At 59.7% G+C, this 22,715-nt stretch carries 21 protein-coding genes; 4 read left to right on the top strand and 17 right to left on the bottom strand.

The features are described 5' to 3' along the window. Positions 1 to 14: 14 nt before the first annotated feature. Positions 15 to 2,099, bottom strand: a complete 2,085-nt coding sequence (locus AB4O11_RS17105; RefSeq protein WP_257357807.1) for a carboxy terminal-processing peptidase — start codon at positions 2,097 to 2,099, stop codon at positions 15 to 17. A gap of 138 nt (positions 2,100 to 2,237) precedes the next feature. Here AB4O11_RS17105 and AB4O11_RS17110 point away from each other — a divergent pair, with 138 nt between their 5' ends. Beyond that, positions 2,238 to 3,200, top strand: a complete 963-nt coding sequence (locus tag AB4O11_RS17110; protein ID WP_093441598.1) for a zinc-binding dehydrogenase — start codon at positions 2,238 to 2,240, stop codon at positions 3,198 to 3,200. Between the two features lie 145 nt (positions 3,201 to 3,345). Here AB4O11_RS17110 and AB4O11_RS17115 read toward each other — a convergent pair whose 3' ends face one another. The 6 genes from AB4O11_RS17115 to AB4O11_RS17140 form a co-directional block, all read right to left on the bottom strand. Continuing rightward, positions 3,346 to 3,999: an HAD family hydrolase gene (locus AB4O11_RS17115; protein ID WP_099758417.1), complete on the bottom strand. Its 654-nt coding sequence runs from the start codon at positions 3,997 to 3,999 to the stop codon at positions 3,346 to 3,348. A gap of 34 nt (positions 4,000 to 4,033) precedes the next feature. Next, the gene (locus AB4O11_RS17120) at positions 4,034 to 5,023 is read right to left on the bottom strand and encodes an ABC transporter ATP-binding protein (RefSeq protein WP_099758418.1); all 990 of its coding nucleotides are present in this window, start codon (positions 5,021 to 5,023) and stop codon (positions 4,034 to 4,036) included. Beyond that, positions 5,020 to 5,820: an ABC transporter permease gene (locus AB4O11_RS17125; protein ID WP_007916333.1), complete on the bottom strand. Its 801-nt coding sequence runs from the start codon at positions 5,818 to 5,820 to the stop codon at positions 5,020 to 5,022. Before AB4O11_RS17125 ends, AB4O11_RS17120 begins: the two co-directional genes overlap by 4 nt. Beyond that, the gene (locus AB4O11_RS17130) at positions 5,807 to 6,643 is read right to left on the bottom strand and encodes an ABC transporter permease (RefSeq protein ID WP_178087434.1); all 837 of its coding nucleotides are present in this window, start codon (positions 6,641 to 6,643) and stop codon (positions 5,807 to 5,809) included. The genes AB4O11_RS17125 and AB4O11_RS17130 overlap by 14 nt, the downstream gene beginning before the upstream one ends. Before the next feature lie 5 nt (positions 6,644 to 6,648). Next, positions 6,649 to 7,455, bottom strand: a complete 807-nt coding sequence (locus AB4O11_RS17135) for an alkaline phosphatase family protein (protein WP_460127581.1) — start codon at positions 7,453 to 7,455, stop codon at positions 6,649 to 6,651. Positions 7,456 to 7,636: 181 nt separating this feature from the next. Then, positions 7,637 to 8,704: an ABC transporter substrate-binding protein gene (locus AB4O11_RS17140; RefSeq protein ID WP_093441622.1), complete on the bottom strand. Its 1,068-nt coding sequence runs from the start codon at positions 8,702 to 8,704 to the stop codon at positions 7,637 to 7,639. Positions 8,705 to 9,055: 351 nt separating this feature from the next. Between AB4O11_RS17140 and AB4O11_RS17145 the strand changes: the two genes are divergently transcribed. Next, the gene (locus AB4O11_RS17145; RefSeq protein WP_064121017.1) at positions 9,056 to 9,769 is read left to right on the top strand and encodes a UTRA domain-containing protein; all 714 of its coding nucleotides are present in this window, start codon (positions 9,056 to 9,058) and stop codon (positions 9,767 to 9,769) included. Between the two features lie 483 nt (positions 9,770 to 10,252). Here AB4O11_RS17145 and AB4O11_RS17150 read toward each other — a convergent pair whose 3' ends face one another. The 8 genes from AB4O11_RS17150 to minC all read right to left on the bottom strand — a co-directional run bounded on the left by AB4O11_RS17150 (position 10,253) and on the right by minC (position 18,369). Next, entirely contained in the window at positions 10,253 to 11,587 is a 1,335-nt protein-coding gene (locus AB4O11_RS17150) for an amidohydrolase (protein WP_460127583.1), read from the bottom strand. A gap of 64 nt (positions 11,588 to 11,651) precedes the next feature. Further along, positions 11,652 to 13,805, bottom strand: coding sequence for a mechanosensitive ion channel family protein (locus AB4O11_RS17155; RefSeq protein WP_093441630.1), 2,154 nt, complete (start codon positions 13,803 to 13,805; stop codon positions 11,652 to 11,654). Positions 13,806 to 13,882: 77 nt separating this feature from the next. After that, positions 13,883 to 14,059 (bottom strand): hypothetical protein, encoded by a 177-nt coding sequence (locus AB4O11_RS17160; protein WP_016982863.1) that lies wholly within the window; start codon positions 14,057 to 14,059, stop codon positions 13,883 to 13,885. Positions 14,060 to 14,263: 204 nt separating this feature from the next. Further along, positions 14,264 to 15,553, bottom strand: a complete 1,290-nt coding sequence (locus AB4O11_RS17165; protein ID WP_007919200.1) for a M18 family aminopeptidase — start codon at positions 15,551 to 15,553, stop codon at positions 14,264 to 14,266. 116 nt (positions 15,554 to 15,669) lie between these two features. After that, positions 15,670 to 16,305 (bottom strand): RluA family pseudouridine synthase, encoded by a 636-nt coding sequence (locus tag AB4O11_RS17170; RefSeq protein WP_007960625.1) that lies wholly within the window; start codon positions 16,303 to 16,305, stop codon positions 15,670 to 15,672. Between the two features lie 90 nt (positions 16,306 to 16,395). Then, positions 16,396 to 16,650, bottom strand: a complete 255-nt coding sequence (minE, locus tag AB4O11_RS17175) for a cell division topological specificity factor MinE (RefSeq protein WP_003223146.1) — start codon at positions 16,648 to 16,650, stop codon at positions 16,396 to 16,398. Next, complete coding sequence (minD, locus tag AB4O11_RS17180; protein ID WP_007913953.1) at positions 16,650 to 17,462, bottom strand: septum site-determining protein MinD; 813 nt, start codon at positions 17,460 to 17,462, stop codon at positions 16,650 to 16,652. Before minD ends, minE begins: the two co-directional genes overlap by 1 nt. A gap of 169 nt (positions 17,463 to 17,631) precedes the next feature. Next, entirely contained in the window at positions 17,632 to 18,369 is a 738-nt protein-coding gene (gene minC, locus AB4O11_RS17185; RefSeq protein ID WP_026000431.1) for a septum site-determining protein MinC, read from the bottom strand. A 117-nt stretch (positions 18,370 to 18,486) separates the two neighbouring features. On the opposite strand from minC, the gene AB4O11_RS17190 reads away from it, so the two are divergent. Beyond that, positions 18,487 to 19,419: a lipid A biosynthesis lauroyl acyltransferase gene (locus tag AB4O11_RS17190; RefSeq protein WP_093441635.1), complete on the top strand. Its 933-nt coding sequence runs from the start codon at positions 18,487 to 18,489 to the stop codon at positions 19,417 to 19,419. 35 nt (positions 19,420 to 19,454) lie between these two features. After that, positions 19,455 to 20,639, top strand: a complete 1,185-nt coding sequence (locus AB4O11_RS17195; RefSeq protein ID WP_093441640.1) for a patatin-like phospholipase family protein — start codon at positions 19,455 to 19,457, stop codon at positions 20,637 to 20,639. A 121-nt stretch (positions 20,640 to 20,760) separates the two neighbouring features. Here the strand turns inward: AB4O11_RS17195 and AB4O11_RS17200 are convergent, their stop codons facing one another. Next, positions 20,761 to 21,546, bottom strand: coding sequence for an outer membrane protein OmpK (locus tag AB4O11_RS17200; protein ID WP_460127586.1), 786 nt, complete (start codon positions 21,544 to 21,546; stop codon positions 20,761 to 20,763). A 374-nt stretch (positions 21,547 to 21,920) separates the two neighbouring features. Continuing rightward, positions 21,921 to 22,706, bottom strand: coding sequence for an outer membrane protein OmpK (locus AB4O11_RS17205; RefSeq protein ID WP_064118622.1), 786 nt, complete (start codon positions 22,704 to 22,706; stop codon positions 21,921 to 21,923). Between the last annotated feature and the right edge of the window lie 9 nt (positions 22,707 to 22,715).

A 22,715-nucleotide genomic window follows, 5' to 3' on the forward strand; every position in this document is an offset into this window, starting at 1 on the left:
AAATTGCCATCACCTTACTTCTTGGCCACCTGATTGCTCAGCTTCAGGTAATCCAGCAGCACGCGCCCGGTTTCGCTCAGGTAGGCATCGTCCTCCGGTTTGACCTTGTCCGGGTCAGCGGCCGCAAGGGCGTCTTCGTCTTCTTTCTTCAGCTCTTTAAGCGGCTCTTCGCCTTTGGCCTTGCGACGGATGTTTTCCATCGTCAGTTGCTTGGCATCGATGTCGTTGTGCTGGGCACGGCGCTCGGCTTCGTTGAGGCTGACGGTTTTTTCTTCCATCAGTTTCTGCGCCAGAGCCAGCTTGTCACGGATGAACACGAACTCGGCATCCTTGGCGGTGCGCGTGTCATGTTCGGACTTGAGCTGCGCCAGGAACGGCTTGAACGGATCGGCCGCCGGTTTGATCGCTGCGCGGATGGTGTCCCACGGCATGGCTTCCGGCAGAGCGCTCTCGCCGATTTCCTTGGTGTCGATCAGCGACGGGTAGTCGATGTCCGGCAACACGCCCTGGTGCTGGGTGCTCTGACCGGAAACCCGGTAGAACTTGGCCAGGGTCAGCTTCAGTTCGCCATGGTTCAGCGGCTGAATGGTCTGCACGGTGCCTTTACCGAAGGTCTGGCCACCGATGATCAGCGCGCGGTGGTAGTCCTGCATGGCGCCGGCGAAGATCTCCGAAGCCGAGGCGGACAAGCGGTTGACCAGCAACGCCATTGGGCCTTTGTAGAACGCGCCCGGGTTTTCATCTTCGAGGACGTCGACACGGCCATCGGCATTACGCACGAGGACGGTCGGACCCTTGTCGATAAACAGACTGGTCAGTTCGGTGGCCTCCTGCAAGGAACCGCCGCCGTTGTTGCGCAGGTCGATGACCACGCCGTCGACTTTGTCTTTCTGCAGTTCGGTCAGCAGTTTCTTGACGTCGCGAGTGGTGCTCTTGTAGTCCGGATCACCAGCGCGGAACGCCTTGAAGTCGAGGTAGAAGGCTGGAATCTCGATCACGCCGAGTTTGTAGTCCTTGCCGTCCTGTTTCAGGTTGAGCACGGACTTCTTCACGGCCTGGTCTTCAAGCTTCACCGCTTCCCGGGTGATCGGCACGATCTTGGTGGTCTGGTCGTTCGGCGCATTGCTCGCCGGAATCACTTCCAGACGCACCACGGTGCCTTTCGGACCACGGATCAGTTTGACCACTTCGTCCAGACGCCAGCCGACCACGTCGACCATCTCTTTGTTGCCTTGGGCAACACCGATGATCTTGTCGGCCGGGGCAACCTGTTTGGTCTTGTCAGCCGGGCCTGCCGGCACCAGACGCACGACTTTCACCTGGTCGTTGTCGCTTTGCAACACGGCCCCGATGCCCTCGAGGGACAGGCTCATGTTGATGTCGAAGTTTTCCGCGTTATCCGGCGACAGATAGTTGGTGTGCGGATCGTACGACATGGCGAAGGTGTTGATGTACGCCTGGAAGATGTCTTCCGGACGGGTCTGGTCCAGGCGCGCCAACTGGTTCTTGTAGCGCTTGGTCAGGGTTTCCTGGATCTGCTTCGGCTCTTTGCCGGCGATCTTCATCCGCAGCACTTCGTCCTTGACGCGTTTGCGCCACAGGTCGTCGAGTTCAGCGGTGGATTTGAGCCAAGGTGCGTCCTTGCGATCGATCAGCAAGGTCTCCTTGGTGGTGAAGTCCATCTTGTCGACGCCTTTGTTCAGCTCGGCAAGGGCGAAGTCCAGACGCGCCTTGACGCGGTCCAGATAGCGCTTGTAGATGGTGAACCCGGCGTTGAGGTCGCCGCTTTTGAGGAAGTCGTCGAACTGGGTCTTCCACTTGTCGAATTCGGTGATGTCGCTGGCCATGAAGTAGCTGCGCGACGGATCCAGCAGCTTGAGGTAGCTGTCGTAGATGATCACCGAGCGCGCATCGTCGAGCGGCGGCTTGCTGTAGTGGTGACGCTTGAGCAACTCGACGACGTTCAGGCTGGCGATGACTTCATCGCGATCAGGCTGCAACTTGTCCCAGCTGTTGGCTGCGAATGTAGTGCCCGACACCGGCAACAAACCGATACCGATGAAAAGAGCGAGGGCGGTGCTGGGGAGCAAATGCTTCATGCTGATTCGACGCGGGGACAATTGATAACGCATATTAGGCCGTCTTTGAAGTCGCCGGTTCTACGAGAGCCGGTCGCATAATGCAAAAAGCCCGGCGCTACAGCTTCGGGCTCAGTCCAGACTCACTATGGAGGCACTGTGAAGGCATTGCAAGGCGTTGACGGTCAAGTGGCATGGGTTGAAGAGCCGAGTCCTACGTGCGATGTAGGACAAGTCCGCATCCGAGTGGCGGCAGCGGGCCTCAATCGCGCTGATTTATTACAGAAAGCGGGGCTTTATCCGCCACCACCAGGGGCCAGCCAAGTGCTCGGTCTTGAGTGCTCCGGGGTGATCAGCGAGGTCGGCGCGGGGAGTGCGTGGCAGGTCGGTGATCGGGTTTGCGCCTTGTTGGCCGGGGGCGGGATGGCCGAAGAGGTGGTCGTCGACGGGCGGCACGTGCTGCCGGTTCCCGAAGGCGTCTCGCTGATCGAGGCCGCCGCATTGCCTGAGGTTTATGCAACAGTCTGGCTGAATGTGTTTCAACTTGCGGCGCTCAAACCGGGTGAGAAAGTTCTCCTGCATGCCGGCGCAAGTGGAATCGGTTCAGCCGCTATTCAGTTGTGCAAGGCGTTCGGCAATCCGTGCTGGGTCAGCGTCGGTTCGGCCGAGCGTCTGGCTTACTGTGAAGCACTCGGCGCGCAGGGCGGGGTGGTGCGCACCGATGATCTGGAGAGCCTGCGTGATTTCGGGCCGTTCAATGTGATTCTCGATCCGGTCGGCGGTAATTATTCGGCGCTGAACCTGAAGCTGATGGCGCTCGATGGGCGCTGGGTGTTGATCGGTTTGATGGGCGGCCGTGAGGCCAAACTGGATCTGGCGCAGGTCTTGGCCAAGCGTGTGCAACTGCTGGGCTCGACGTTGCGCAGTCGTGACGATCAGTTCAAGGCGGACCTGTTGAGTGATCTGGGTCAGCAGGTGTGGCCGTTGTTTGCGGAAGGGCGGTTGAGTCCGCAGTTGGCCAAGGCGTTTGCGGTGAAGGATGCCGAGGCGGCGTTTACGGAGCTGGCGAGCAACAAGGTGGCTGGCAAACTGGTGTTGGTGATTGACGAAAGTCTGAGCTGAGACCAAGGCAAAAAGCCCCTCACCCTAACCCTCTCCCAAAGGGAGAGGGGACTGACTGAGTTGTTCTGTCGAGGTACATCGACCTGACACATGGTGTCGAACTCGGGTTCGGAATGTCAGCCTGCAATTGCAGATTAAATCTTTGTCATTTCCAGAGGTGGATTGGCCAGTTGGCCTTTTCGGCGTGTTCCAGCAGCACTGGGTCCGGATTGACCACGTGTGGGAAATCCACCTTCAGCAACAGCGGCAGATCATTGCGCGAGTCGGAATAGAAACTCGCACCTTCCAGATTTTCTTCCTCGGCATCCAGCCATTCCAGCAAACGGGTGATCTTGCCTTCGCGGTAGGTCAGGGTGCCAACGGTGTGACCGCTGTAAACGCCATGGGCGACTTCCAGTTCGATCCCCAGAATTTCATCGATGCCCAGTCGATCGGCAATCGGTTTGACCAGATGCGTGCCCGACGCCGAGATCACCAGAATCCGGTCGCCTGCCTTACGGTGGGCGGCGATGGTCTTGGTCGCGTCGCTGAAGATGATCGGTTCGATAAAGTCTTCCACCCACGGCCCGACCAGATGATCGACTTCTTCTGGCGTACGGCCGATCAGCGGTTCGAGGCTGAACTCCATGTACTCTTCCATGCGCAATTTGCCATGGCTGTAGGCGTCCATCAGCTCGTTGTTCTTGCGCATGAACGACTCGGGATCGACCCAGCCCAGGCGCCCCATCTGCTCGCTCCAGAGGGTGGCGCAGTCGCCGTGGATCAACGTTTCGTCCAGATCAAAAATTGCCAGGGCCATCAGTGCAGTTCTCTCTTCAACGTCAGCAAAGTCATCAGGCTACCTCACACAGGGCCGTTGGATCGATGGAAAGTGCCAGACGCTGACCGTCGGGATGCAGATCGGCGGCCGAGCGGTTGAGCACATCCACCACCAGTTCCACGCCGCGGGCTTCGATGCGATAGCGGATCACGTTGCCAAGCAGGCTGTGGCTGCGGATCTGCGCGTCGAGTTCGCCGTCAAGGCTCAGTTCGATGGCTTCCGGGCGAATGGCGATGCGGTGGTTGATCGGGCGCTGCAACAGCTTTGATGCGTCGTCGGCATCAAGCAGGTTGTAGTTGCCGATGAAGCCGGCGGCGAACACATCGACCGGTGCGGTGTAGAGGGTTTCGGCATCGCCGCTCTGGACGATTTTTCCCTGATTCATCAGGAAAATCCGGTCAGACATGGTCAGCGCTTCTTCCTGATCATGGGTGACGAAAATCGTCGTCAGGCCGAGTTCGCGTTGAATCTGCCGGATCTGTTCACGCAAGTGTTTACGAATCCGCGCATCGAGCGCCGACAGCGGCTCGTCCAGCAGCAACAAACGCGGACGTGTGACTAGCGAGCGGGCGAGGGCCACGCGCTGGCATTGGCCACCGGACAGTTGATGCGGATAGCGGCTGGCGAAGTCGTTCAGTTCAACCAGTTTCAACACCTCGGAAACGCGTTTATGGCTGTCGTCGGCATTGACCTTTTGCATGCGCAAACCGAAGGCAACGTTCTGCTCGACGGTCATGTTGGGGAACAGCGCGTAGCTCTGGAACACCATGCCGATCCCGCGTTTCTGCGGACTCAACGGCACGATATCGACACCATCGAGCAGGATCTTGCCGCCATCGACTGGCGTCAGTCCGGCGATGCAACGTAGCAGGGTGGACTTGCCGCAACCGGACGGGCCGAGCAGGGTGACGAACTCGCCCTTGTTGATCTCGCAATTGATGTCGCTGAACACGGTCGTGCCAGCGTAGTTTTTCTGCAGGTGTTGGACGCTGACATAGCTCATTCGCTTTTGTCCTTGTTCAAGATGTTGGCGATCCAGGTCAGGACCAGCACGAAAAAGAAATACGAGATAACCAGCGCACTGGTGAAGTGGCCGCTGCTGTTGCGCATGTTGTTCAGGTACACCTGCAGGGTTTCGTAGCGCGTGCCGACCAGAATGTTGGCAAACACGAACTCACCGAACAGGAACGAGAACGACAGCAGCAACGCGACCATCAGGCCTTTGCGCAGGTTCGGCAGTACCACCAGAAACGCCGCTTGAAAGGTGCTGGCGCCGAGCAGTTGTGCGGCGTCCATCAGGTCGCGCAGGTTGATCGCTTGCAGGTTGTTGGTGATCGCCCGGTACATGAACGGCAGTGCCACGGTGAAGTAGCAGCCAATCAGGATCCACGGCGTGCCGACCATGGCCATCGGCCCGGAGCCGTAGAGTTGCAACAGTCCCACCGACGACACCACCGGCGGCACCGCGAAGGGCAGCAGGATGAGGATGTTCATCAGCGCATCGAGTTTCGGGAAGTGGTAATGCACCACGAACAGCAGCGGCAGGATCAGCACCACTGAAAGCACCAGTGCGCCGACGCAGACCAGCAACGATTGACCGAAGGCGTGAAGGAAGCGTGGATCGCTCCACAACTGGATGTACCACTTGAAGGTGAAACCGCTGGGCAGGATGGTCGCTGACCAACTGCTGGCGATCGAATAAACCAGCGTGCCCACGAGTGGCAGCAAGAGGATGGCGAACAACAGATAAACCACGACGCGGTGGTAGAGGCCGGCCGGGCCGGATTCAGCGCGAGACATGGTAGCTCCTCTTCAACAGCAGTTGATGCACGACAGTGACGATGGTCATCAGCGCCACCAGCACCACGGCCAGAGCGCTGGCCAGATTCGGGTCGAGGGAAATATCGCCGGAGACCATCGCTGCAATACGGATCGGCAGCACGTTGAAGTTGCCCGTCGTCAGCGCGTACACCGTAGCGTAGGCGCCTAGGGCGTTAGCCAGCAGGATCACGAACGTACCGAGCAACGCCGGGGTCAGCACGGGCAAACCGATGTGCCGCCAGAACTGCCAGCCGTTGGCGCCAAGCAGCGCAGCGGACTCGCGCCAGTCTTCACGCAAGGCGTCAAAGGCTGGGTAGAGCAGCAGCACGCCGAGGGGAATCTGGAAGTAGGTATAGAGGATGATCAGGCCGGTTTTCGAGTACAGGTTGAAGTCCTGAATGATCCCCGACTGCTTCAACATGATGGTGATGCTGCCGTTGAAACCGAGCAGGATGATGAACGCGAACGCCAAAGGCACACCGGCGAAGTTGCTGGTCATGTTGGCGAAGGCATTCACGAAGTTGCGCAATTTCGAATCGACCCGACGCAGGGAGTAGGCACCGAGAACGGCGATGACGATACCGAACACGCTCGACCAGAAACTGATTTCGAGGCTGTACTGGATCGCTTGCAAATAGAACTTCGAGCTGAAGATCTTGCTGAAGTTGGCCAAACCCCAGCCGAACTCTTCCGATTGCAAGCTGTTGATCATCACCCAGACCAGCGGGGCGATTTCAAAGACGATAAAGAACAGCGCGAAGGGCACCAGGCACAGCGCCGCCAGCCATTTGCCGCGAGTCATCGAGTTCACTTGAGCAACCCCCGGCACACAGGTTTGTCGTGGGGCACGCCGAGCAATTCGCAGACGGTGCCGCAGATTTCGGTCTGCTTGGGTGCGGCGCCAGCGTCGAGGCTGAACACGTCACCGAGGACAAACAGCGGCACCTGGCGTTCTTCCGGCAACAGGCCGTTGTGCGAGCGATCGTTGTTCATGCCGTGATCGGCGGTCACCAATACCTGATAGCCCGCGTCGAGCCAGCTTTGCAAGTAGTCGGCGAGGATGATGTCGGCCGAGCGGGCGCTGTTGCGGTATTGCGAGCTGTCGAGGCCGTGCTTGTGCCCGGCGTCGTCGATGTTCATCGGGTGGATCAGCAGGAAATTCGGATCGTGGCGCAGGCGCAGGTTTTCGGCGTCGGCGAACAGGTGCGAATCCGGGTAGTGATCGCTCCAGTAGAAATGCCCGTGCTGGATCGGCAGCGACAGATTGTCGGTGTGGCGGTCGCGGGCGGCGACGAAGGGCGAGCGGTTGTACAACTCGCTGACCCAGTGATACGCCGCCGCAGCGGTTTTCAGACCGGCGTCGCGCGCGTAGTGATAAATGCTGCGCTGGTTGGACAAGCGCGAGACGTTGTTGTGGACGATGCCGCTGTCGATCGGCGGCACGCCGGTGAGGATGCATTCATAAAGCGGTCGGGACAGGGCCGGCAGTTCGCACTCCAACTGATAGAGCGCGGCGCGTCCTGCGCCAACATAAGCCTGCAGATGCCCCATGGCGTGACGTGCGACCTCGTAGTTGAGGCCGTCGAGCACGACAAGGATGACGTTGTGCTTCATAGGGGCAAAAACTCCGCGAAATTCAAATATTCCGAAATCAACTCAATCCCCCTGTGGGAGCGAGCTTGCTCGCGAAGGCGTCATGTCAGCCAACATCAATGCTGAATGAATAACCGCATTCGAGAGCAAGCTCGCTCCCACATTTGGAACTCCAGCGGATCCCGAAGAGGGATCTACAGGCTTATTTCATCTCGACGATGACTTCTTCGTTCCACGCCTGTGGCAGGGCTTTCGAAGTCTTTTCCCACGCATCGGCGTCTTTGATCGGGGTGACCTTTTTGTACTGCTCGTTCGGCAGCAGCTTGGCCTTCACGTCTTCCGGCAGTTGCAGGTGTTCGGCGCGGATCGGACGGGCGTTGCCGCGGGCGAGGTTGGTCTGGCCGGCGTCGCTGAAGATGTATTCGCGGGTCAGCTTGGCGGCGTTCGGGTTTTTCGCGTACTTGTTGATGATCGTGGTGTAGCCGGAAATCACCGAACCGTCGGACGGGATCAGCACCACGTAGTCATCCGGGTTGGCCATTTTGGCTTTGTAGCTGAGGCCGTTGAAGTCCCAGACCACGCCGACTTCGATCTCGCCTTTTTCCATGGTGGCGATGGTCGGGTTGGCCATCGACAGGCGACCCTGTTTGGCGATGTCGGCGAACAGCAGCAGGGCAGGCTTGATGTTTTTCTCGTCGCCACCGTTGGCCAGTGCCGCAGCCAGAACGCCGTTGGCGGCTTGGGCGGCGGTGCTCACGTCACCGATGGACACCTTGTATTTGCCGCCCTTGAGGTCAGCCCATTTGGTTGGCACTTCGGAGCCGTGCAGCAGCTTTTTGTTGACGATGAAGGCGATGGTGCCGGTGTAGGCCAGCGCCCAGTTGCCGTCCTTGTCCTTGGCCCAGTCCGGGACTTGATCCCAGGTGCTTGGCTTGTACGGTTGCACCACGCCTTGCTTGACCGCGATCGGGCCGAAGGCCGCACCGACGTCGCCGATGTCAGCAGTGGCGTTGTCTTTTTCGGCGGCAAACTTGGCGATTTCCTGGGCCGAGCTCATGTCGGTGTCGATGTGCTTCAGGCCGTAGGTCTTGGCCAGGTCTTCCCAGGTGCCTTTCCAGTTGGCCCAGTCATCGGGCATGCCGACGCTGTTGACGGCGCCTTCCGCTTTCGCAGCGGCTTCGAGGGTTTTCAGATCGGTGCCGGCCGCCATGGCGGAGGTGCACATTGCAATGGTCGAGCCTAACAGTGTTGCCAGGAAAAGCTGTTTCATTCCGAAGCTCCTTGGTCGTGTTCAACGCTGCGATTGCGGTGTGTGTTGGTCTAGGTCAGCAATACCTGAGCCAATTTAAGGGGGCTGGATGACACTTTGATGTCGGCGGCCTTGTGTCAGGCCTTTTATTTGCCTGGTATTGGCGGCCGCCAGATAAGCGTAGACCATGCCCAAAGGCCCGCAGAGCAAGGGACTTGGCCGATGTATTGCAAGTCGTGAAGACGACCGTTCGGTAGTTTTGTCATCTCTTGGTCATCTGCACTGCCTAGGCTTGCAACATCAGGAAACGGCTTGATCGCCGTGCAGTTTTGCCCCGAAACAGTGCTGGTCTAGTCCAGATAGGTAACGTTGATGCGCGATGAGGCAACAAAAGCGGTGACAGCGATTGGCCAGGTGCTGCAAGAGCAGCTCGATCACGGGTTGCTGGCGGCGGGCAGCAAGTTGCCGGCCGAGCGCAAACTCAGTGAGTTGTTCGGTACGACGCGGATTACTGTGCGAGAGGCGTTGCTGCAACTGGAGGCGCAGGGACAGATTTATCGTGAGGAGCGCCGTGGCTGGTTCGTCTCGCCGCCGCGTCTGGCCTATAACCTGATGCAGCGCAGTCACTTTCACGCGATGGTCAGTGCGCAAGGGCGGGTGCCGTCGACCGAGGTGATTTCGGCGCGTTTGCAGCCGGCTTCGGCGGCGGTGTGTGCGTGGTTGCAGTTGCCGGCGTTGTCGAGCGTGATTCAGATTTGCCGGTCGCGGCGCATTGATGGGCGGTTGGTGTTGTATGTGGAGCATTATTTGAATCCGCAGTTTTTTCCGGGGATTCTTGAGTTTGATTTGAATCAGTCGATCACCGAGTTGTATGCGCGGCATTACGATTTGCACTATGGGCGGGTGCGCTTCGAGATTGTGCCTACGTCATTGTCTGTGGATGCGGCGGCGGCTTTAAGGGTGTCGGTGGGGAGCCCCGGGTTGCGGATTGCTCGGGTCAATTATGATCAGCATGAGCGGTTGATTGATTGTGATCTGGAGTTTTGGCGGCATGATGCGATTCACGTTGGGGTTGATGTTGTTTGATCGTTTTGGGGGCATATCCGTTGCTGCGGTAACGGCGGCTTAGGGTTTCGCCCTTACGGCGACTCACTTTTTTTACAAACGCCTAAAAAAAGTAAGCAAAAAAACGCTTGCTCCTGCGTGCGGCCCGCTCGCTGGGGCTCGGGGTTCCTTCGCTGCGGGATCGATCCGGGCGCAGCGTCTACGGTTTGCTTCGCTGCACCTCCTCTCGCTGTGTTTGGCTGCGCCAAACGGTCGCTGCGCTCCCACGCCCGGATCAATCCCTCCACTCAGCCTTCCGACGTCGCCCGTGGATCAAGATCAAAAGCGGTACTCGAGCTTGCGCTCATTGTGTTGAGTGGGGCGGCTTTGCCGCATGGGTGTTCGCAAATTAAAACTGTGGGCGCTGCGGTGCGACGGTTCGATCTGCCAGCGATGACAGGCTGTACACGGCCCAAATGTGGGAGCGAGCTTGCTCGCGAAGGCGCCCCCACAATCACCTCATCCCTATTTGCCTGCCCCCGCATTGGCATACAGATAATCCGTCGCCAACGAGGCCAATGTTCTCACGCCTACCACCAGCGCCGACTCATCGACAAAGAACCCCGGATTGTGATTCGGCGCTGCCTTGCTCATGTCCTGGTCTCTTGGCGTCACGCCGAGAAACACAAAAAGTCCCGGCACTTCCTTGGCAAAGAACGAGAAGTCTTCCGCGCCACCCACCAGCGGTGCATTCACCACATCATCCTTGGCCGCCCACTTCAACGTCGGCAGCATTTTTTCCGTCAGTGCCGGGTTGTTGATGGTCGGGTCGTATTTTTCGATGATGGTGACGTCGGCTTTGGCGCCGCCGCTTTCGGCGATTTTTTCCACGGTCTGGCGGACGTCGGCATGCAGTTTCTGGCGGATGTCGTAGTCGTAGGAGCGGATCGTGCCGGTCATGTCGACGGATTCGGGAATGATGTTGTAGCGCGTCCCGCCGTTGATGGTGCCGATGCTGACCACTGACGGATAAGACGAGATATCGGTGCGGCGGCTGACCACGGTTTGCAGGCCGACGATGGTTTGCGCGCCGACGGTGATCGGGTCGATGCCGTCCCATGGGCGGCCGGCGTGGGTCTGTTTGCCGAGGATTTTGATGCGCAGGTCGTCGGAGCTGGCGAGGGTCGCGCCGGGGCGGTAGGCGATCTGGCCGGCGGGGACACCGGCCCAGACGTGCAGGCCGAAAACGGCGTCGGGTTTCGGTGATTTCATCACGCCTTCCTCGATCATCATTTTCGCGCCCCAGGTGTTCTTGCCGTCGGGGATGAAGTCGCTTGGGCCTTCTTCGGCGGGCTGGAAGTAGAACACCACGGTGCCGGGCAGGGTGTCGCGCATGCCCGTGAGAATTTTCGCCGTGCTCAGCAGGATGGCGGTGTGCGCATCGTGGCCGCAGGCATGCATGACGTCGACTTCTTTGTCGAGGTAGGTGCCTTTGGCTTTTGAGGCGAACGGCAGGTCGGCGACTTCCTTGACCGGCAGCGCGTCCATGTCGGCGCGCAGAGCCACGGTCGGGCCGGGCAGGGCGCCTTTGAGGACGGCGACTACACCGGTGCGGGCGACGCCGGTTTTGACGTCCGGGCCCAGGGCTTTGAGTTGATTGGCGACCAGCTCGGCGGTGCGTTTTTCCGTGTTGCCGAGTTCCGGGTGGGCGTGGATGTCGCGGCGGGTTTCCAGCAGTTCGGGCTCGAGCTTTTGCGCTTGTTCGGCGATCGTTGTGCGGGTGCTTTCCAGCGTCGCGGCGCCAGCGTTGCTGGCGAACAGGCTGAGTAGAACGGCTTGGGCAATGCGCGTCAGTTGCATCGGGTTCTCCTTGCTTATTGTTGTCGGGCTTCCCTGCCTGTGACTGCAACCGCGTGCCTGAGTGCTATTCCTTCGGCTGGCCGCCACCGGCAGTGATCACTTGCACGCTCATGCGCGGCGTCGCCAGATCGAGTCCGGCTTCGTCGAGATGGCGTTTGAGCGACAGGTTGAAGGCTCGAGACACTTCCCATTGTTTGATCGGCGCGGTCTTGAACCGCGCGCGCAGAATCGCGCTGCCGGATTCGAAACTTTCGACGCCCTGAATCTCCAGCGGCGACCAGATGTTGCGCCGTTGCAGCGGGTCGGTGCGCATCTTCTGGCCGACTTCTCGCATCAGTTTGATCGCGTCGTCGATTTCCATGTTGTACGGCACCGCGACACGGAAGATCGCGTAACCGAACTCCCGCGAGTAGTTCTTGATGCTTTTGATTTCGCTGAACGGGATGGTGTGGACGATGCCGTCGATATCGCGCAGGCGCACGGTGCGGATGGTCAGGCCTTCGACAGTGCCGAGGTGGCCGCCGACGTCGACGTAGTCATCGATGGCCAGCGAGTCTTCGATGATGATGAACAGACCGGTGATCAGGTCCGCGACCAGCGACTGCGCACCGAAACCGATGGCCAGACCGATCACACCGGCACCGGCCAGCAGTGGCGTGACGTTCATGCCCATGTTGGCCAGCGCGACGATCAACGCAATGATGAAAATCGCCACGAACAGCACGTTGCGGATCAGCGGCATCATCGTTTGCGCGCGGGCATTGGCCAGGCCTTTGCGCGAGCGGGTGAGGGCGTGGTGCACGGCGGTGTCGGCGAGGATCCAGATCAGCCAGGAGAAAACCAGTGTGCCAATCAGGCTGAACAGTTTGACGCTGATGTCATGGCCTTCGCCTTCGGCAAAACCGATCAGCGACTGGCCCCAGACGCGCAGGCCGAGTTCGATAAAGACCAGCCAGACCAGCAGGTGCGCGAGGGTATAAAAGAAGTTTTTCAGACGCTCGGAATACAGCGCGTGACGTTTCGGCCCGCGTTGCGGTTTCAGTGAGTGGCGGCGCACGAGGCCGTTGATCACCATGCACAACACCAGCAGCACGGTGCAGATCAGCGACTGACGCAGTGCGGTGCTGGTGTCGCCGGCGGAGACGAACGTGGCGAACAGCGAGATGCCGACCAGCACCAGCGCCGGCACGTACCAGAAGGTACCGAGGATTTCGATGGTATCGCTGAGGGCGCGGCGGGTCAGGCGTCGTGACAGCGGCTGGTTGCGAATCAAGTGCGCGATCGGCCGGCGGAAACGCAGGATAAACAGGCCGGTGGAGATTGCCGCGAGGACATTGGCGATGGTCGCGGCCGTGTGGGCCAGATGCACGCCGAGGCTTTCGATCAGGCGCGGATCGTTCAACGCTTCACCGAACGCGGCGAAGCTGCCGATCAGCCATAGCGGCCGGAACGCCTGATGACGCAGGATGTACAGCGCACGATGGCGGTGCGGGCCGTCGAGCAGGGAAAACGCGATCACGCAGATCGCCGAGAAACAGGTGCCGACCACCAGCGCATAGGCCAGCACCATCGCCAGGCTTTTGCCTAGCGACGACGGTAGCGCGTAGCTCATGTAGACGGTCATTACCAACGCGATCAGCCATGGCCCGAGCTTGCGTAATGCAAAGCGCAGCATGTCGAGGGCTTTGGGGTGTTGCGGCAGTTCTTCGGTGAGGCCGAAGCGCATGCGTACCCGGTGACTGAGCCAGATCAGCGCGGCGGCGAGCAGGCTCCAGACCATCAGGATCATGGCGAAACCGAAAATGATCGGCAGCCACTCGTTGGCCGGTAGCAGCATCGCGCTCAGTTCGTCCTTGGCCAGGTCGAACTCGTTGCCCCAGCGGTTGAGCGGGCTGTCGGCACCGGTGAATTGCTTTTCGAAGTTGGCGAGGGTCCCGCCGATCAGGCCGAGTACGCCTTCTTCGGGGCTGGCCTGGGCCTTTTTGGTGGCGTCGCGCAGCTTTTTCAGGTCGGTCAGCAGTTGCGCGCGTTGCTTGTCGTTTTCCAGCGACTTGATGACTTCGTCGAGGGACTGGCCGAGCGGTTCCTGGGCTTCTGGCTGGGCCTTGTTGGTGTTGAGCAGACCGGGCAAGCCGACCGCGTGGGCGGGCGCCATCGGCAGCAGTGTCATCAGGCAGACAAGGAACAGACTGGGCAAAGCAAAAAGACGAGCGAACACTAGGCGGTCAACCTCGCAAGGGGCGGATTCGCTGGAGTGTACGAGGCCCACCCATTCAATGCGAGCCGGGCGCGGATTTATTCGTTGAGTTTGGCGAGGATCTTGTAGACCACCGTGGCGAGGATCGTCAGCATGCCGACCCACATGGCAAATACCCCGGCGTTCTTGTCACGGAAGTTGAAACCGATCGCCAGCAGGATCATTCCGCACAGGATGGGAATGAGCATGGCGTGGAACGAAGACATCGAGATCATGGAGACTGCCTTGTCGAAATGAATGATGTAAGTCTAGGTCGGTTTTGCTTGAGCTGTTCTGATGTGTATCAGAGTTGAGCCGGTTTCAAGATGAAATTTGTGCTGCCTGAACTGACGCTTTCGCGAGCAGGCTCGCTCCCACATTGGAATGCATTTCAAACTGTGGGAGCGACGGTGCGACGATTCGACCTGCTCGCGAAGCTTTTAGGGCAATTCGCGGCAGGCGTAGAACGCGCTGAGTACTTTGACCAGATGTGCCAGGTCATGGCTGCCGCACAGTTCGCGGATCGAGTGCATGGCGAAGGTCGGCAGGCCGATGTCGACAGTGCGCACGCCGAGGTGGCTGGCGGTGATCGGGCCGATGGTCGAGCCGCAACCCATGTCGCTGCGCACCACGAAGCTCTGTACCGGCACTTCTTCGGCCATGCACAGATGGCGGAAGAACCCGGCGGTTTCGCTGTTGGTGGCGTAGCGCTGGTTGCTGTTGACCTTGATCACCGGGCCGGCGTTGAGTTTCGGGCCGTGGTTGGCATCGTGCTTTTCCGCGTAGTTGGGGTGCACGCCGTGGGCGTTGTCGGCCGAGACCAGCAGGGACTTCTGGATGGTGCGGACGAACTCGTCACCTTCCGGCAGCAGACGACGCAGGGTTTGTTCGAGCATCGGGCCATCGGCGCCGCAGGCCGAGCAGGAACCGACTTCTTCGTGGTCGTTGCACACCAGCACGCAGGTTTCGTCGGTTTCGGCGGTCAGCAAGGCTTGCAGGCCGGCGTAGCACGACAGCAGGTTGTCGAGGCGCGCGCCGGCTATGAAGTCGCCGTTGAGGCCGATCACTGCAGCGCTTTGCGTGTCGTAGAAACTCAACTCGTAATCGAGCACGACGTCGGCGTTCAAGCCATGTTCGCGGGCCAGTTGATCGGTGAGCACGGCGCGGAAGTCGACGCGCTCGTCACCGGCGAATTGCGCGAGGATCGGTGGCAGTTCGGTCTGCGCGTTGATCGCCCAGCCCTGATTGGCTTCACGGTTGAGGTGAATGGCCAGGTTGGGAATGATCGCGATTGGCGCCTTGAAGTCGATCAACTGGCTTTCGACTTTGCCGTCGCGGCGGAAGGTCACGCGGCCGGCCAGCGATAGATCACGGTCGAACCACGGCGCCAGGAGGGCACCGCCGTAGACTTCAACACCCAGTTGCCAGAAGCCCTGACGCTGCAGTTCCGGTTGCGGCTTGACCCGCAGGCACGGGCTGTCGGTGTGCGCGCCAACCAAGCGGATACCGCCGTGCAGTGGCGAGGTGCGGCCCATTTTGATCGCGACGATCGAGGAGTCGTTACGGGTGACGTAATAGCGGCCGTTCGGCTCGGTGGTCCAGGGCTCGCGCTCGTCGAGGCGCACGAAACCGGCAGCCTCCAGACGCTGCACCAGACTGGCGGTGGCGTGGAACGGGGTAGGGGAGGCCTTGAGAAAGTCGATCAGGCCTTGGTTCAACTCTTCGCGCATAAGAAACTCCAGACAGCAGTGGGCGGGAGTTTAACGCATCGGCCGGGGAATTGAATCTGCACCGAACCCATGTGGGAGCGAGCCTGCTCGCTCCCACATGGGTTCGGTGGTGCTTGTCAGAACGGCGCAGGGCACTCGAAACGCAGGCGTTCGCCGGTTTGCGGATGGGTGAAGCTGAGCATGCTCGCGTGCAGGCACAGGCGTGGCCATGCCGCCAGCGCCTGCTCGTGGGCGTAGAGGCCATCACCGAGCAGCGGATGCCCGATCGACAGCATGTGCACGCGCAACTGATGCGAGCGGCCGGTGATCGGTGTCAGCTCAACGCGGCACCAGTCGCCGCAACGCTCCAGCACACGCCAGAAGGTCAGCGCATGCTTGCCGAATTCGTGGTCGACGACATGGCGCGGTTTGGTCGGGGGGTCGTAACGCAAGGGCAAATCGATGCTGCCACTGTCCAGTTCCGGCTGACCCCAGGCCAGTGCGGTGTAGGCCTTTTCAGTTTCGCGGTCATGAAACTGCCGTGACAGTTCGCGATGCGTATCGGCATCACGCGCCAGCAAAATGATGCCGGAGGTTTCCCAGTCCAGGCGATGGACGATGCGCGCTTCGGGGTAGCCGTTTTCCTGCAGGCGGGTAATCAGGCAATCCTTGTTGTCGTCGGCGCGACCGGGCACCGAGAGCAGCAACGTCGGTTTGTCGACCACCAGTACGGCGGCGTCCTGATGGATGATGCGGATGTTGGACAGCGGCATTAAAACAGCCTCGTAACAAATGCCAACGGCGGTTCAGGGCCATCCCGCATGGGGATGGCCCTGAACCGCCGTCGTACCTGCCGGATCGACTCAGCGATCAGGCAGGGTGATGTTGAGTTCCAGAATCGAGCAACTGCCCTGGCTTTCCAGTGCAACATGTACGTCGTCGTTGCCGATGTTGACGTACTTGCGGATCACGTCGACCAGTTCCTTCTGCAAGGCTGGCAAGTAATCCGGCGTGCTGCGCTGGCCGCGCTCATGCGCCACGATGATCTGTAGACGCTCTTTCGCTACCGAGGCGGTACTTGGCTTTTTGTTGGCACGAAAGAAGTCAAAAAGGTTCATTACCTACCTCCAAACAGGCGCTCGAAGAATCCCTTCTTCTCGACATCGAGGAAACGGTGGGCTTTTTCTTTGCCCAGCAAACGGTCGACGGTATCGCTGTAGGCCTGACCGGCATCGCTCTGGTCGTCGAGAATCACCGGGACGCCCTGGTTGGATGCCTTGAGCACCGCCTGGGATTCCGGGATCACGCCGAGCAGGGTTACCGAGAGGATTTCCTTGACGTCTTCAACGCCCAGCATTTCGCCCTTTTCAACACGCTCTGGATGGTAGCGAGTGATCAGCAAGTGTTCCTTGATCGGGTCTTCGCCACGTTCGGCGCGGCGCGATTTGCTGGCCAGCAGGCCCAGCATGCGGTCCGAATCTCGTACCGAGGACACTTCCGGGTTGGTCACGACGATCGCTTCATCAGCGAAGTACATGGCCAGGTGAGCACCTTTCTCGATGCCCGCCGGGGAGTCGCAGACGACGAACTCGAATTGTTCCTTGAGCTCCATCAGGACTTTTTCCACGCCTTCGACAGTCAGCGCGTCTTTGTCGCGGGTCTGACTGGCGGCCAGTACGTAGAGGTTTTCCAGGCGCTTGTCTTTGATCAGCGCTTGTTGCAGGTTGGCTTCGCCGTTGACCACGTTGACGAAGTCATACACCACGCGGCGCTCGCAACCCATGATCAGGTCAAGGTTACGCAAGCCCACGTCGAAGTCGACGATCACTGTTTTGTGGCCGCGCAGAGCGAGGCCGGTACCGATAGCGGCGCTGGTGGTGGTCTTACCCACACCACCCTTGCCGGATGTAACCACGAGAATCTTGGCCAAGGTGTTTCACCCCTAAGGAAGAAGGACTTTTTAGCCCCTGAAAAACATCTCTTGAAAACTACTGCAGTCGGACAGCCTTGGCTGGAATTCGGCATTGAGCCTTTTTCCTACTTCGTTTGAGCCGTTTTCGCTACGTTTTAGAGATGCTTGGAAAATGCGGCAGTATCCGTTAAAGCCGAATGATGTTCAACACGTCGCCCGACAGGCTGACCTGTACGCCCGAGCCCCACATAGGGTCGCGGCGCAAATCTTCGGAAACCTTGTAATGACCGGCGATGGAGATCAGTTCAGCGCTCAATTGCTGACAGAAAATCCGTGCCTTGGTGTCACCCTTCACGCCGGCCAGCGCCCGACCACGCATCGGGCCGTATACATGGATGTTGCCATCGGCGAGAAGTTCCGCCCCCGGACTGACCGAGGACACCACGACCAAATCGCCACCCTGGGCATATATCTGTTGGCCACCACGTACTGGCGTGGTGATCACGCGGGTCGGTTTGACCGTTGGCTCCGGCGGTTTTTCCGGCTTCTTTTTGACCTCGGCTTCGGGTGTTTCCAGCGGTCGTTCACGGGCGCCCGACGGCGGCAGCACCGGAATGTCGATAGCGATGGCGGCGGCGATGTCTTCGATACGGCTGGCGCGAATCGCCAGGGTGCGCAGGCCATGTTGACGGCAGACGCGCATCAGGCCTGGCAGATCGACGGCGCCTTCGCTTGGCGGCAGTTTGTCCAGCGCCAGAACCAGCGGCGCGTTGCTGAAGAAGTTCGGCGCCTGGGCAACTTTGGCGGCCAATTGCCGATCGAGGCTTTCGAGGTCGTTACGGGCCAGTTCCAGCACAGTAATGGCCAGCATGCTGCCCTTGAGCTGGAATACGGGATCTTGGTCTAACGGTTCGGTTTGGCTCATGTCGGCATACAACGGCTTGTCACTAAAAGTGCCGAGACTTATAACGAGAACGCCCGCAGGCCGCAAGCCGGGTCGAACGATGTAGAATGCGCGGCCACTGCATTTACGGAAGCTTTAATGGATCGCCCGCGTTTTCGAACAGCCTTTTTATCGCCACGCTTCTGGCCGCTCTGGTGCGGTCTGGGGCTTTTGTGGCTGATCGTCCAGTTGCCGTATCCGGTCTTGCTGACCATCGGTCGTGTTTTGGGTGCGTTGATGTATCGCGTGGCCGGCGACCGGCGGCGCATCGCCAAGCGCAATCTTGAACTGTGCTTCCCGGAAAAATCCGCCGCTGAGCGCAAACGCCTGCTCAAGGAAAATTTCGCCTCCACCGGTATCGCCTTTTTTGAAATGGCCATGAGCTGGTGGTGGTCGCGCGAGCGTCTGGCCAAGCTGGCCCACGTTGAAGGCCTGGAGCATTTGCAAAAGGCCCAGCGCGAAGGCAAAGGCGTGATTCTGATGGCCGCGCATTTCACCACGCTGGAAATCGGCGCGGCCTTGCTCGGTCAGCAGCACACGATTGATGGCATGTACCGCGAACACAAAAACCCGCTGTTCGACTTCGTCCAGCGTCGCGGTCGCGAGCGGCACAATCTCGACTCGCTGGCCGTGGAGCGTGACGACGTGCGCGGCATGCTCAAGCTGCTGCGTTCCGGTCGCGCGATCTGGTATGCGCCGGATCAGGACTATGGCGCCAAGCAGAGCATTTTCGTGCCGCTGTTCGGCATTCAGGCGGCGACTGTGACAGCGACGACGAAATTTGCGCGTCTGGGCAAGGCGCTGGTGGTGCCGTTCACCCAGGAGCGTCTGGCCGACGGCAGCGGTTATCGGTTGGTGATTCATCCGCCGCTGGAAGATTTCCCCGGCGAAACCGAAGAAGCCGACTGCATCCGCATCAATCAGTGGGTCGAGAGTGCGTTGCGTGCCTGCCCCGAGCAGTACCTGTGGGCGCATCGACGCTTCAAGAGCCGGCCACCGGGCGAGCCGAAGCTGTACGCCAAACGCGGTTGATTCCCCCATCCTTTCAAGCACCATGGAGTGTTGCGATGAGCCCAGCTGAACCGGTCACAGGTTTGATTCTTTCCGGCGGCGGGGCTCGGGCGGCGTATCAGGTGGGCGTGTTGGCGGCGATTGCCGAATTGCTGCCGCTGGGTGCGGACAATCCGTTTCCGGTGATCGTCGGCACCTCGGCCGGGGCGATCAACGCCGTCAGCCTCGCCAGTGGCGCTAGCGACTTTCGCGCCGCCATCGAACGCCTGACCTTGTTCTGGCAGGGCTTTCGCAGCGATCGCGTGCTGCGCAGTGACTGGCCCGGGGTTATCCGTCAGGCCAGCCGTTTTGTCAGCCACAGCCTGCTCGGCCTCGGTCGGCAACTGCCGGTGGCGCTACTCAACAGTTCGCCGCTGCGCGCTCTGCTAAATGAAAAACTGCACATGCCCGGTATCGCCGAATCGATCGCGCGCAAGCAATTGCATGCGGTGGCGGTGACGGCGTTCGGCTACGAATCCGGGCAAGCGGTGACGTTCTATCAGGGCGGCGGCAAGATCGATTCATGGCTGCGCCATCGGCGCATTGGCGTGCCGACGGAACTGACGGTGGAGCACCTGCTCGCCAGTTCGGCGATCCCGTTGCTGTTCGCGCCGGTCAAACTCGGCGATGAATATTTTGGCGACGGCGCGGTGCGGCAATCCGCACCGATCAGCCCGGCACTGCACCTGGGCGCGAGCCGAGTGCTGGTGGTGGGTGTCAGTGGCAACCCGCGCGGCTTTGATCCGCAGCAGCCGCTGGAACGCGCCTACACCGGGCAACAGCCGACGCTGGCGCAGATTGGCGGGCACATGCTCAACAGCACGTTCATTGACAGCCTGGAGAGCGACATCGAGTTACTTCAGCGTCTCAACCAGTTCAGCCATTTGATGCCCGCCGGCACGCCGACCCGTGAGTTGGGTGTGGCGCCGGTGGAGGTGCTGGTGATCTCGCCGAGCCAGCCGATCGATGAAATCGCGGCACGGCATCGCCAGGAATTGCCGGCGGCGTTGCGCTTGTTCTTGCGCGGACCGGGCGCGACCAAGACGAGTGGGGCAGGGGTGTTGAGTTATCTGTTGTTCGAGGCGGGGTATTGCAGCGAGTTGATTGATCTGGGGCGGCGGGATGCGTTGGCCAAGCGCGAGGAGCTGTGCCGGTTTCTCGGGATATCCGAAACGGTGGCGTCCGCCTCGAATCTTGTTTGAACCCATTCGCGAGCAAGCTCGCTCCCACAGGGTTCGGCGTCGTATGCGGAATTCGCATTCAACATTGAACCACTGTGGGAGCGAGCTTGCTCGCGAAGGCGTCCTTGCGGACGCCGCCGGATCAGAAGTGGTACTTCACCAGGAAGCTGGTGTTGCTCTGATTGGTCTTGAACGCACCGGTGTCGTCGATGCCGTACTTGTCTTTCCAGTAGTCGTATTCCACACCGACGTACAACTGCTTCTCGCCGAGACGCAGCGCTTTGCCCAGGTCGTATTTGATCTGTGGGTTGAAGTGCAGGTTGGCGTGGTACTCGCCCTTTTTGTTGACGTCGTTGTCGCTGACCCAGTCCATGAAACCGTCGATCAGGATGTTCGAGTTGCCAACCGGAATGGTGTACGACCACACCGGGGTGATCTGCCAGACGTTGTCGCCCGCACGTGGGCCTTCGGTGTGGCGCTGATAGAAGTTCAACTGGAAGTAGTCGAAGCCCGGGATGGCCAGGTCGAAACCAGGGCCGATCAGGTAAGACTCGACATCACCTTCACCGAACTCGTAGGTCATCGCCAGCAGCACGTCTTTGATCGGGCCGAATTCGATCTTCTGGTCGAGGATCTTGCCCAGCGACAGGCGCGGGCTGAACTCGCCGTAATACGTGTTGTTGCCGACGCCGCTGTCAGGCTTGCCGTTGTAGAAGATCTTGTCGACGAACAGGAAGTTGTCCCCGTACTTCCACGCATCGGCGTGCTCGAAGGTGACGGTCTGCTGGATGCGCGGGTTGACCTGGAAGTCCTTGCCATAGAGGTAGGTCAGGCTGTTGTTCTGCCACTGCAGCAGGCCTTCGGCCATGGCCCGGCCGCCGGCCAACATCGATCCCGCGAGCATCAGGCTGGTGCACATACGTTTCATTCGGTTGCTCCCAAAGTAGGTGTTCCACGTTATTTTTTTTTAGATCGGCGCTCTGGTGTGGCGCCTTTTTTCGTTGCTGCAAAAACTCATCCGATCGGTCAGCTTCGTTGCTGTTAGCAAGAGCTGAGCCAAGGCTTTCGAAAAGCAAAAAAACACCCGCTCGGCTGCTGAAAAACAGTCGATTGAGTGTGTTTTCGGGACGCCTCGGTACTGACCGGGGCCGGGATATGTTGGCTTTTCGGTCAGGAATTAAATCCGGGCTTTTTTTTAGACCGAATTCAGGAGGCCGCGGAGAATACTGACTCCTCGGCCAGCTCTCAAGTGCCCCGCAACAGAGCACCGACGACAGGTATGGGGCACGGTTGCGGGCCATCTTAGAAATGCACCTTTACCAGCAGGCTGGCGGTGTTCTGATTGGTGTCGAAGTTGTGCGTGTTTTCGACGCCGTATTTATTTTTCCAATAGCTGTATTCGGTGCCGACATACAGTTGCTTCTGGCTCCAGCCCAAAGCTTTGCCCAGGTCATATTTGATCTGCGGATTGATGTGCAGGTTGGCGTGGTAGGTGCCGCGTGAGTTCTCATCGTTGTCGACTACCCAATCGAGGTAGCCGTCGATCAGCACATCGGAATTGCCCAGGGGAAAGCTGTAGGACCAGCCGGGGGTGATCTGCCAGACGCCATCGCCGGGACGCGGGCCTTCGGTCTGGCGGCGAAAGATGTTCAGGGTGACGTAGTTGAAACCGGGCACCTTGAGGTCGAAACCTGGGCCGATCAGGTAGGCCTCGCTGTCGCCTTCGCCATATTCGTAGGTCATGGCCAGCAGGACGTCTTTGATCGGGCCGAACTCGAGCTTCTGGTCGAAGATCTTGCCGAACGAGAAGCGCGGGGTGAATTCACCGTAGAACGCGTGCGGGCCTTTGTTCGCGTCTTCCTTGCCGTTGTAGAAGATTTTGTCGACGAACAGGAAGTTGTCGCCGTACTTCCATTTGTCGGCGTGCTCGAAGGTCAGCGTCTGCTGGATCGATGGGTTGATTGCGAAATTCTTGCCGTACAGATAGCTCAGGCTGTTGGTCTGCCACAGCAGTAAATCGCCGGCCATGGCCTGACTCGCGGCCAGCAGGCCGCCACTCAACAGAACGTTGGTTTGCGTGCGAATCATCTGTTGCTC

The organism is Pseudomonas sp. H1_D05 (genome assembly GCF_054682705.1).

Excerpts from the sequence above, each read along its gene's own strand:
- AB4O11_RS17105 (WP_257357807.1), bottom strand. The coding sequence starts at position 2,099 with ATGAAGCATTTGCTCCCCAGCACCGCCCTCGCTCTTTTCATCGGTATC.
- AB4O11_RS17115 (WP_099758417.1), bottom strand. The coding sequence starts at position 3,999 with ATGGCCCTGGCAATTTTTGATCTGGACGAAACGTTGATCCACGGCGAC.
- AB4O11_RS17120 (WP_099758418.1), bottom strand. The coding sequence starts at position 5,023 with ATGAGCTATGTCAGCGTCCAACACCTGCAGAAAAACTACGCTGGCACG.
- AB4O11_RS17125 (WP_007916333.1), bottom strand. The coding sequence starts at position 5,820 with ATGTCTCGCGCTGAATCCGGCCCGGCCGGCCTCTACCACCGCGTCGTG.
- AB4O11_RS17130 (WP_178087434.1), bottom strand. The coding sequence starts at position 6,643 with ATGACTCGCGGCAAATGGCTGGCGGCGCTGTGCCTGGTGCCCTTCGCG.
- AB4O11_RS17135 (WP_460127581.1), bottom strand. The coding sequence starts at position 7,455 with ATGAAGCACAACGTCATCCTTGTCGTGCTCGACGGCCTCAACTACGAG.
- AB4O11_RS17140 (WP_093441622.1), bottom strand. The coding sequence starts at position 8,704 with ATGAAACAGCTTTTCCTGGCAACACTGTTAGGCTCGACCATTGCAATG.
- AB4O11_RS17145 (WP_064121017.1), top strand. The coding sequence starts at position 9,056 with ATGCGCGATGAGGCAACAAAAGCGGTGACAGCGATTGGCCAGGTGCTG.
- AB4O11_RS17150 (WP_460127583.1), bottom strand. The coding sequence starts at position 11,587 with ATGCAACTGACGCGCATTGCCCAAGCCGTTCTACTCAGCCTGTTCGCC.
- AB4O11_RS17160 (WP_016982863.1), bottom strand. The coding sequence starts at position 14,059 with ATGATCTCGATGTCTTCGTTCCACGCCATGCTCATTCCCATCCTGTGC.
- AB4O11_RS17165 (WP_007919200.1), bottom strand. The coding sequence starts at position 15,553 with ATGCGCGAAGAGTTGAACCAAGGCCTGATCGACTTTCTCAAGGCCTCC.
- AB4O11_RS17170 (WP_007960625.1), bottom strand. The coding sequence starts at position 16,305 with ATGCCGCTGTCCAACATCCGCATCATCCATCAGGACGCCGCCGTACTG.
- minE (WP_003223146.1), bottom strand. The coding sequence starts at position 16,650 with ATGAACCTTTTTGACTTCTTTCGTGCCAACAAAAAGCCAAGTACCGCC.
- minC (WP_026000431.1), bottom strand. The coding sequence starts at position 18,369 with ATGAGCCAAACCGAACCGTTAGACCAAGATCCCGTATTCCAGCTCAAG.
- AB4O11_RS17190 (WP_093441635.1), top strand. The coding sequence starts at position 18,487 with ATGGATCGCCCGCGTTTTCGAACAGCCTTTTTATCGCCACGCTTCTGG.
- AB4O11_RS17195 (WP_093441640.1), top strand. The coding sequence starts at position 19,455 with ATGAGCCCAGCTGAACCGGTCACAGGTTTGATTCTTTCCGGCGGCGGG.
- AB4O11_RS17200 (WP_460127586.1), bottom strand. The coding sequence starts at position 21,546 with ATGAAACGTATGTGCACCAGCCTGATGCTCGCGGGATCGATGTTGGCC.
- AB4O11_RS17205 (WP_064118622.1), bottom strand. The coding sequence starts at position 22,706 with ATGATTCGCACGCAAACCAACGTTCTGTTGAGTGGCGGCCTGCTGGCC.